At 39.6% G+C, this 7471-nt stretch carries 8 protein-coding genes; 5 read left to right on the top strand and 3 right to left on the bottom strand.

What is annotated here, in order from left to right:
* Window positions 1-19 precede the first annotated feature (19 nt).
* The 5 genes from BGX12_RS09355 to BGX12_RS09375 all read left to right on the top strand — a co-directional run bounded on the left by BGX12_RS09355 (window position 20) and on the right by BGX12_RS09375 (window position 4473).
* Window positions 20-928 carry a glycosyltransferase family 8 protein gene (locus BGX12_RS09355; RefSeq protein WP_109735807.1) on the top strand — a complete coding sequence of 303 codons (909 nt, stop codon included), beginning with the start codon at window positions 20-22 and terminating at the stop codon, window positions 926-928.
* A 167-nt stretch (window positions 929-1095) separates the two neighbouring features.
* Window positions 1096-1905: a hypothetical protein gene (locus BGX12_RS09360; protein ID WP_146196298.1), complete on the top strand. Its 810-nt coding sequence runs from the start codon at window positions 1096-1098 to the stop codon at window positions 1903-1905.
* A 47-nt stretch (window positions 1906-1952) separates the two neighbouring features.
* On the top strand, window positions 1953-2858 hold the full coding sequence (locus BGX12_RS09365) for a glycosyltransferase (protein ID WP_158278217.1): 906 nt from the start codon (window positions 1953-1955) through the stop codon (window positions 2856-2858).
* Window positions 2858-3757, top strand: coding sequence for a glycosyltransferase family 2 protein (locus BGX12_RS09370; protein ID WP_109735810.1), 900 nt, complete (start codon window positions 2858-2860; stop codon window positions 3755-3757). Before BGX12_RS09365 ends, BGX12_RS09370 begins: the two co-directional genes overlap by 1 nt.
* Window positions 3754-4473 carry a glycosyltransferase family 32 protein gene (locus BGX12_RS09375; protein ID WP_109735811.1) on the top strand — a complete coding sequence of 240 codons (720 nt, stop codon included), beginning with the start codon at window positions 3754-3756 and terminating at the stop codon, window positions 4471-4473. Before BGX12_RS09370 ends, BGX12_RS09375 begins: the two co-directional genes overlap by 4 nt.
* Here BGX12_RS09375 and BGX12_RS09380 read toward each other — a convergent pair.
* The 3 genes from BGX12_RS09380 to BGX12_RS09390 all read right to left on the bottom strand — a co-directional run bounded on the left by BGX12_RS09380 (window position 4447) and on the right by BGX12_RS09390 (window position 7310).
* Window positions 4447-5550, bottom strand: a complete 1104-nt coding sequence (locus BGX12_RS09380) for a glycosyltransferase (protein WP_109735812.1) — start codon at window positions 5548-5550, stop codon at window positions 4447-4449. The genes BGX12_RS09375 and BGX12_RS09380 overlap by 27 nt on opposite strands.
* 19 nt (window positions 5551-5569) lie before the next feature.
* Window positions 5570-6700 (bottom strand): ATP-binding protein, encoded by a 1131-nt coding sequence (locus BGX12_RS09385; RefSeq protein WP_199220754.1) that lies wholly within the window; start codon window positions 6698-6700, stop codon window positions 5570-5572.
* Between the two features lie 178 nt (window positions 6701-6878).
* Window positions 6879-7310, bottom strand: coding sequence for a site-specific integrase (locus BGX12_RS09390; RefSeq protein WP_233246341.1), 432 nt, complete (start codon window positions 7308-7310; stop codon window positions 6879-6881).
* Window positions 7311-7471 lie beyond the last annotated feature (161 nt).

Consider the following 7471-nt stretch of genomic DNA (forward strand, 5'->3'; position numbering starts at 1 on the left):
ATTGGAAAACAGACACCGCATGCAATACAATATCGTTTGTGGAATAGACAACAATTATGTAGAGCCTCTGGCCACAATGCTAAACTCACTGTTTTTGAACAACCGTGAAAAAGTCTTTTGTATCCACGTACTTTGCATAAACGTATCCCAAACGAATAAAGACGTTCTTCAATCCTGGGTTAAACGATTCCAAAACGAAATACTTTTCTACGACATTGACAATTCTAGTTTAAAAGATTGTCCAATTAGAAAAAACGACACAATATCAATAGCAACATACCTTCGATTGCTAATTCCTGAAACACTGCCTCAAAGCATAGATAAAGTTCTATACCTTGACGTAGACATCATGATTTGTTCAGACATTGAACCATTGTATGCTAAAAAAATTTCTGACAAAGCCCTTGCAGCAGTAGAAGATGCACCAAACAATAGTGTCATTCGCAAGCCAGGACATATCTATTTCAATGCAGGCATAATGTTGCTCAACCTCTCTTATTTTAGAGAAAAAAAAATCACCGCAAAAGCATTTTCATTCATTCGCGAAAACAAGGAAAAACTCCTTTTCCACGATCAGGACGTACTAAACGCAATACTAAACGAATCATTTTATGTACTAGACCCTGAATGGAATTTACAAGATGACAGTTTTCGCGATCACTACAAAAAAAACAAATCCATAAACATAATTCATTTCTCAGGAAAGATAAAACCATGGCACAAGGGATGTTTTCATCCATATAAAAAGAAATACAAGCAATGTATTCCACATATAAACCTATCTCCAAAAACAAATCCTAATGAAGCCCTGACACATTTACCAAGGTACCAAAGGTTTTTGTTTCTAGCGCACATGCCAGATTGTTTTATATTTATCACGGACACTATTATATCCAAGTTATGGAACCTTGTTTTTAGAGAGAAATAATGACTACAAAAAAAACATTCTGGTCTTCTCAAAGATGGCAATCTATAAAACAAGCATCCATCATAAGAGTTCTTTCTAGCATCTACTGGTTTCTCATCAAAATTAGAGACATCACATCGACAACGTGGCTTTGCCTTAAGGTCGCCATGTTATCAAAATTTTTCTCCGTGCAAAAAGAACCTTATCCTTTCGGAGAAGTGTACATTTCTTTAACAACCTATCCGGCTCGATTGGACGCCGTTTACTACACTTTGTGTTCAATTTTGGTACAAAAAAGAAAATGCAATAAAATCATCCTCACTCTTTTTAAGGGTGATTTTCCCAATGGAGAACAGGATCTACCAAAGAGAATTCTTCTTTTACAAAAAAAAGGATTGGAATTACTCTGGTGCGAAGACAACCTAAAATCGCATAAAAAATATTTTTATGCGATGCAAAAATATTCTAATGCAATAATAATAACCATAGATGACGATACAATCTACCCCTATAGCACCGTTGCCAATTTAGTTAACTCACACATCAGCCATCCTCATGCAATCATTAGTTTAGGCGTGAAGCAAATCGAAATTGAAAATGGGTTACCAACACCCTTCAACGAGTGGTGTTCAAACATTGTGGGAGAACCATTCAAAATAGCCAAGCAAGCATTCAACCAAAAACGCATGGATTTTCTAGCGCAAGGTGTCGCAGGAGTGTTATACCCCCCATCAATTTTACCTAAAGAAACATTCAACGAGCAAGCCATAAAAAGATTATGCATTTATGCTGATGATTTTTGGTTGAAATGCATGGAACTAATGGCAAACATTCCTACTGTATGTCCAAAAACAAGAATAAAAATCCATGCAATTTATTTTTCGCAGGAAACAGCCCTGTTTAAGATAAATATATTAGAGAATAAGAACGACTCTCAGTTCCAAGCCATTCTAGAAGAATACAAAGATTACAACCTATTGGAAAAGCTAAAAGCATGATACCTCAAGAATTCTGGCATTCACCTTTGTGGGAAAACTGTCGCAGATTGAAAGTAGTCAAGCTGTTTGGCTTTCTATACAGAAGACTTCTTACTCTTCGTCATCTAATTCTATCAGTATTCTTTCGACCATACATCGCCTGGACTGCAAGGAATAAATCCGTAAAAAAAGAGCCTTACGATTTTGGCAATCTTTACGCATCGCTAACTACCTATCCTGCAAGAATTAACGACTGTTATTATACAATTTGCTCTATTCTTTCACAGCGAACCCCAGTAAATAAAATTGTCGTCACTCTAACAAAAGAAGAATTCCCCTCAGGAGAAAGGGACATTCCTGAAAGAATTTTAAACCTGAAAGAAAAAGGTGTGGAATTCATTTGGGCTGATACAAATCTCAAGCCGCACAATAAATACTTCCATATTATGCAGAAGTATCCTGAAGCAACGATTATTACCATAGATGACGATATAATCTATTCACGGAGCACGTTTTCCAAGCTGGTAAACAGCTACCAGAAAAATTCCAAAGCCATAATAGCACTTTGTACTGATAGATTTCTTGTAAAGGACAATGAAATTTTGCCGTATAGTGAATCTATGCATTGCTACGATTCAAAAATCAACGAGCCGAGAATGGACTTGTGCGCAAATGGATTTGCAGGAGTTTTGTATCCGCCGTCTATTCTACCCCAAGAAACTTTTAATGTAGATGCTATAAAAAAATGTGCCCCTATTGCAGATGACATCTGGCTTAAATATATGGAAATTATGGGAAAAGTTTCCGTAGTTTGCGCATGTTCCTACAAGGATCCCATAGTCATTCCAGACGGACAAAGTACAGCTCTGCTAAACCAAAACAATTTGCAAAACCAAAATGACGTACAACAAAAAAATATTGAAAAATTTTATTCTAATTTTGATTTTGTCAAAATGATTAAAAACGAGAATTAATGCCCTTAATCACCATCTTCACTCCGACTTATAATCGTAAAGATTTGATAGAACGTCTCTATCAATCTCTTTTACTGCAAACACAAAAGTGTTTTGAGTGGGTGGTCATTGATGATGGTAGCACAGACAATACCGAATCGTTCTTTACCGAAATACAAGCAACAGAGCAACCGTTTTCCATTCGTTACGTGAAACAGCAAAATGGTGGTAAACATAGAGCCATCAACAAAGGAGTTTCCATAGCTAAAGGCGAGTTATTTTTCATCGTAGATTCCGATGACACCCTCCTCCCCCAAGCTATTGAAAAGATTTGCCAATGGGACGCTACATTAGATAATTCCCACAAATGGGCTGGACTTGCAGGGCTTCGAGGCAAAACTGAAAGCCTGGTTATCGGTCAAAGAAATAATTCCGCTCCGTTTGTTGATGCAAAGAACTCCGAACGACAGCAAAAATCTCTAGAAGGAGACAAAGCTGAAGTCTATTTCACTGAGGTTCTCCGCAAGTATCCTTTCCCAGAGATTCCTGGGGAAAAATTCATCTCGGAAGAAATCGTATGGAACGCAATAGCACGAGATGGATATTACCTGCGCTGGTTTAACGAAATCATCTATACATGCGATTATCTTGACGGAGGTCTGACAAAAGACAATTCCAAGGAAAGAAACAACCCAGAAGGTTGCCTTTTGTGGGCTAAGGGACAGCTGGAAACATTTCCCGACAACTCGCGCAAACGTTTTCTTGCTATCGCAATCTATAGAAACGCAGTAAAACACGTCAAAAATATTTCGACGACAGCAAAAGAATTATCAGTATCACCTTTTTCTGTTGTAGCAGCATCATTGATGTTAAGCATATATCAACCTTTGTTCAATCTTTTACAAAGGAATAAGCATTGATTCCCAAGGTAATACATTATTGTTGGTTCGGCCATAATCCTCTGCCACCATTAGCGGAGCGTTGTATTGCATCATGGAAGAAGTTCCTTCCAGACTACGAAATCAAGGAATGGAACGAAGATAACTTCGATGTAAGCCAAATTCCATACACAGAGCAGGCCTACAAAAACAAGAAATACGCCTTCGTCAGCGACTACGCAAGATTCAAGATCTTATACGAGCATGGCGGCATCTATTTCGATACAGATGTAGAGGTCATCAAGCCTATTGACGACATTCTCGCCAAAGGCGCCTTTATGGGATTGGAACAAGACGTTAGCGAAGGGTTCGCCTGCGCCCCTGGATTAGGCATAGCTTGTGCGCCCAAGGCCAAGCTAATGAAGTCTCTCATAGATTTATACCAGGATCTTCAATTTGAAAACAGCGATGGAAGCATAAATACAAAAACTGTCGTTGAACACACTTCTGAATTGATGATTCGAGATGGAATTTCCATCCATCCAGGCATTCTTGAATTTCAAGATTTCTCAATTTACCCCAAGGAATATTTTTGCCCTAAGCCATCAGAATTTGGAAAAATCAATCTTACAGAAAATACAAGAACCATCCATCATTATGCTGGATCCTGGATTTCGAAGAAGCAGCGTTTCGCAAATCTTTTGATTAAAATTTTTGGGAAGAAGATTGTTTTAGCCCTTTGGCGTTTTATAAAGTAATTCAAGCACACCATAGCACTTTCGAATATCAAAACGGTCGTTATCTACACGACAATCAACGTTTTCAACCCGAGTATTCTTCTTCACAAGTTCAGCCACCCAAGGCTGAACTTCTTTTATAGGAAGCTTTTTCACCCTAGAGGAAATCGCAACTTCGTTAGGAACAGCATCGCTCACAACGCACTGCAGCCCATTATATTGAGCCTCCACAAGGGTCATGGGAAATGCTTCACGCACAGAAGGCAAAAGCAACACATCAAACGCACAATAAAAGGGAACCGTATCCTTCTGTAGACCAGAAAAGATTACTGAATCATCCAAGCTTTTTTCGTGTACCAACGTTTTCACATCATCTTGCAAAGGACCATTTCCCACAAGAAGAAGTTTTGCCTTGGGATTTTTCTTCAGTAATTCAGCAAACAGTTCTATAATAAAACGATGATTCTTCTCCGGAAAAAACCTTCCCACATGTCCCACTACAAAATCATCTTCTGCAATTCCGTATTGTTCGCGAATTCGCTTTCGTGCAATAGCGTCAAACTTAAATCGTTCCGGATCAATGGCATTAGGGAGAATAGTCACCTTCCCATTTGCAACCGTGCGCTTACCCCACCCATTTTCTGCGGCAGACTTGCCACAAGCAAGCCAATGAGTAGCAAACATTTTATTCGGGATTCGCAGCATTGCGCACAACAGCCTTAGCAACGGATTCGTGGGATGATAAGCCTGGTGATGGTGAGCAATCCTTTTCGGAACTCTCGCCAACCAAGCCAAGAACATTACATAGGCATTCAGGAACCAATCCAAATGCGAGTGAACCACGTCGTAGTGACCATCCCTAAAAATACGGAAGATTGACCACAAATGTTTAATAGGGTGATGCACCTTATCCGGAATCTGGATGCAGTTTATTCCAGCCTCATTGAAGCGCTCCAAAATCTGCGGATTCGGTTCATACTGATAAAGCAAATCAAAATGTATATCACTCATGCGCGAGCAGTAGTTCAGAACCACCTGCTCCGAGCCACCACCCACAATACCGTGGAGAACTTGACATACCTTGACTTGCTTGTTCATCCTAAAATTCTACCTTACGCTAAATCAAAAAATCCAAATAATTCTCAGGCGTTACTACCGTAGCACTTTTCACAGGATAGTTTCTCGTAAAAGTCTCCGGAATCTTTGTTCTACCTTTTTTAGGATTCCACTTCATTTCGTAAACAGTGTACTGACCATCCTGTTCCTCGACAAAGTCAATTTCCTGTTGAGCCGTAGTCCTCCAAAAATAAGTATTGCAATGGTTTTGCGAGTACTCGTTCCATTTTAGGCGCTCCGTTATGAAGAAATTTTCCCACAAGGCCCCAGCGTCGTTTCGGAGTTCCAACGGAGCAAAATTTTGTAAAATGGCGTTCCGCACCCCATTGTCCCAAAAATAGACTTTCTTTCCCTTTTTCAATTCTGTCCGCACATTCCTATTAAAAGCATTCAGTTTGAACACAACGAAACACTTTTCAAGAAGATCGATGTACTTTTCCACTGTCCGCGTGTCAGAGCCGATGGTCTGTGCAAGTTCATTATACGAAACTTCACTCCCAATTTGAAGCGCCAACGCAACAAGCAATTTTTCAAGCAGAGTCGGCTTGCGAATTTCTTCAAAAGAGAGAAGGTCCTTGTACAAATAGCTGTTTGACAAATTAAGCAGTATTTCCTTCGCATTTTCAGGGTTATTCAAAACATCTGGATAGGACCCATATATCATGCGACTATGAAGAGCCTGCTTTACAGCAATCAACCCTTGCGCATCATAAATTTCCTTGGAAGAAATGGGAAAAAGCCTGTACTCTAGTTTACGGCCTGTCAACGGTTCGTTCAAGCGATCACGAAGATCAAGGGACGACGACCCCGTAACCATCAGTTGAACATCCTTAAAATTATCAGCAATCCTTTTTAAAACCAAACCGACTTGAGGCACTCTCTGAGCCTCATCAATAATCACCAGTTTATTATCAGCAATAAGCAGTTTTAGATCCCTTGCGTTTATATTTTGCAAGGTTTCCTTGACCTCAGGTTCGTCGCAATTCAAAAAAAGTTTCTTCCCATCATAGCCTTGCGCCAATTCATTGAACAAGGTTGTCTTGCCGACCTGACGCGCGCCAACCAAAACAAGAGCCTTGCCCTTAAAGAAAGACTTATTCAGAACCTGTTTAATATGTCGTCCAAGCATCATAATGATAAAGAATATACATATTTTTTGGATTACAATCTAAAAACTTCATAATATTTCATACATTTGATGAAATTTGGGACTTGCGACCCAAATTCATCGCATCATCAATCCAATTTACAAACACGTTCCGTTTAATGCAAGTCAACCGAGAATTTTGCAACCTGTTGTTGACACAACCCTACAGTCGATTAAACTTTCTCATTTCCTTATCTAGGAATGTATCCACGTACTTGGCGTAGATCAAGGTCGTATCCAGGTTGCGGTGGCCCAGCAGCTTACTTGTAGCCGGCAAAGGAATTCCCAAAGAAATGCAAGTCGTAGCGAAAGTATGCCGAGCCAAATGGCAATGGATATACTTTGTAAATCCAAGTTTCTTCGCCGCCTTGCGCAAGCGACGATTGAAGGTGCAGTTTTCCACTACATGGAATACAGGTTCCTCGCCCTTTAACTTCGTAGGAAGCAGCAACCTCGCCTGAACAGGAATCGGAATATACACCTCCTCCCCCGTTTTATGTGTCTGTTTACGGATTTTCCAGTCGTAAATTTCACTTGCAGAAAGCGAACGCAAATCACTATAACGCAGCCCCGTAAAACAGCTGAATAAAAACACCCGAACACATTCTTGTTCTTTCTCTGTTAATTTATTCTTGTTGTCTGTAAAATTCAAATAAAGTTGGGCTCTTCATCAACATGTGTGGGTGGCTTCGCCACCCTTTTTTGTTGACTTTCGCCTAAATTAAACAAAAAATGGGCTATTTTCTAAAATTTAAT

Source organism: Fibrobacter sp. UWR4, from assembly GCF_003149045.1.
Lineage (GTDB): Bacteria > Fibrobacterota > Fibrobacteria > Fibrobacterales > Fibrobacteraceae > Fibrobacter.

Coding starts and splice junctions, on each gene's coding strand:
- BGX12_RS09355 (WP_109735807.1), top strand. CDS start 20: ATGCAATACAATATCGTTTGTGGAATAGACAACAATTATGTAGAGCCT.
- BGX12_RS09370 (WP_109735810.1), top strand. CDS start 2,858: ATGCCCTTAATCACCATCTTCACTCCGACTTATAATCGTAAAGATTTG.
- BGX12_RS09380 (WP_109735812.1), bottom strand. CDS start 5,550: ATGAACAAGCAAGTCAAGGTATGTCAAGTTCTCCACGGTATTGTGGGT.
- BGX12_RS09385 (WP_199220754.1), bottom strand. CDS start 6,700: ATGATGCTTGGACGACATATTAAACAGGTTCTGAATAAGTCTTTCTTT.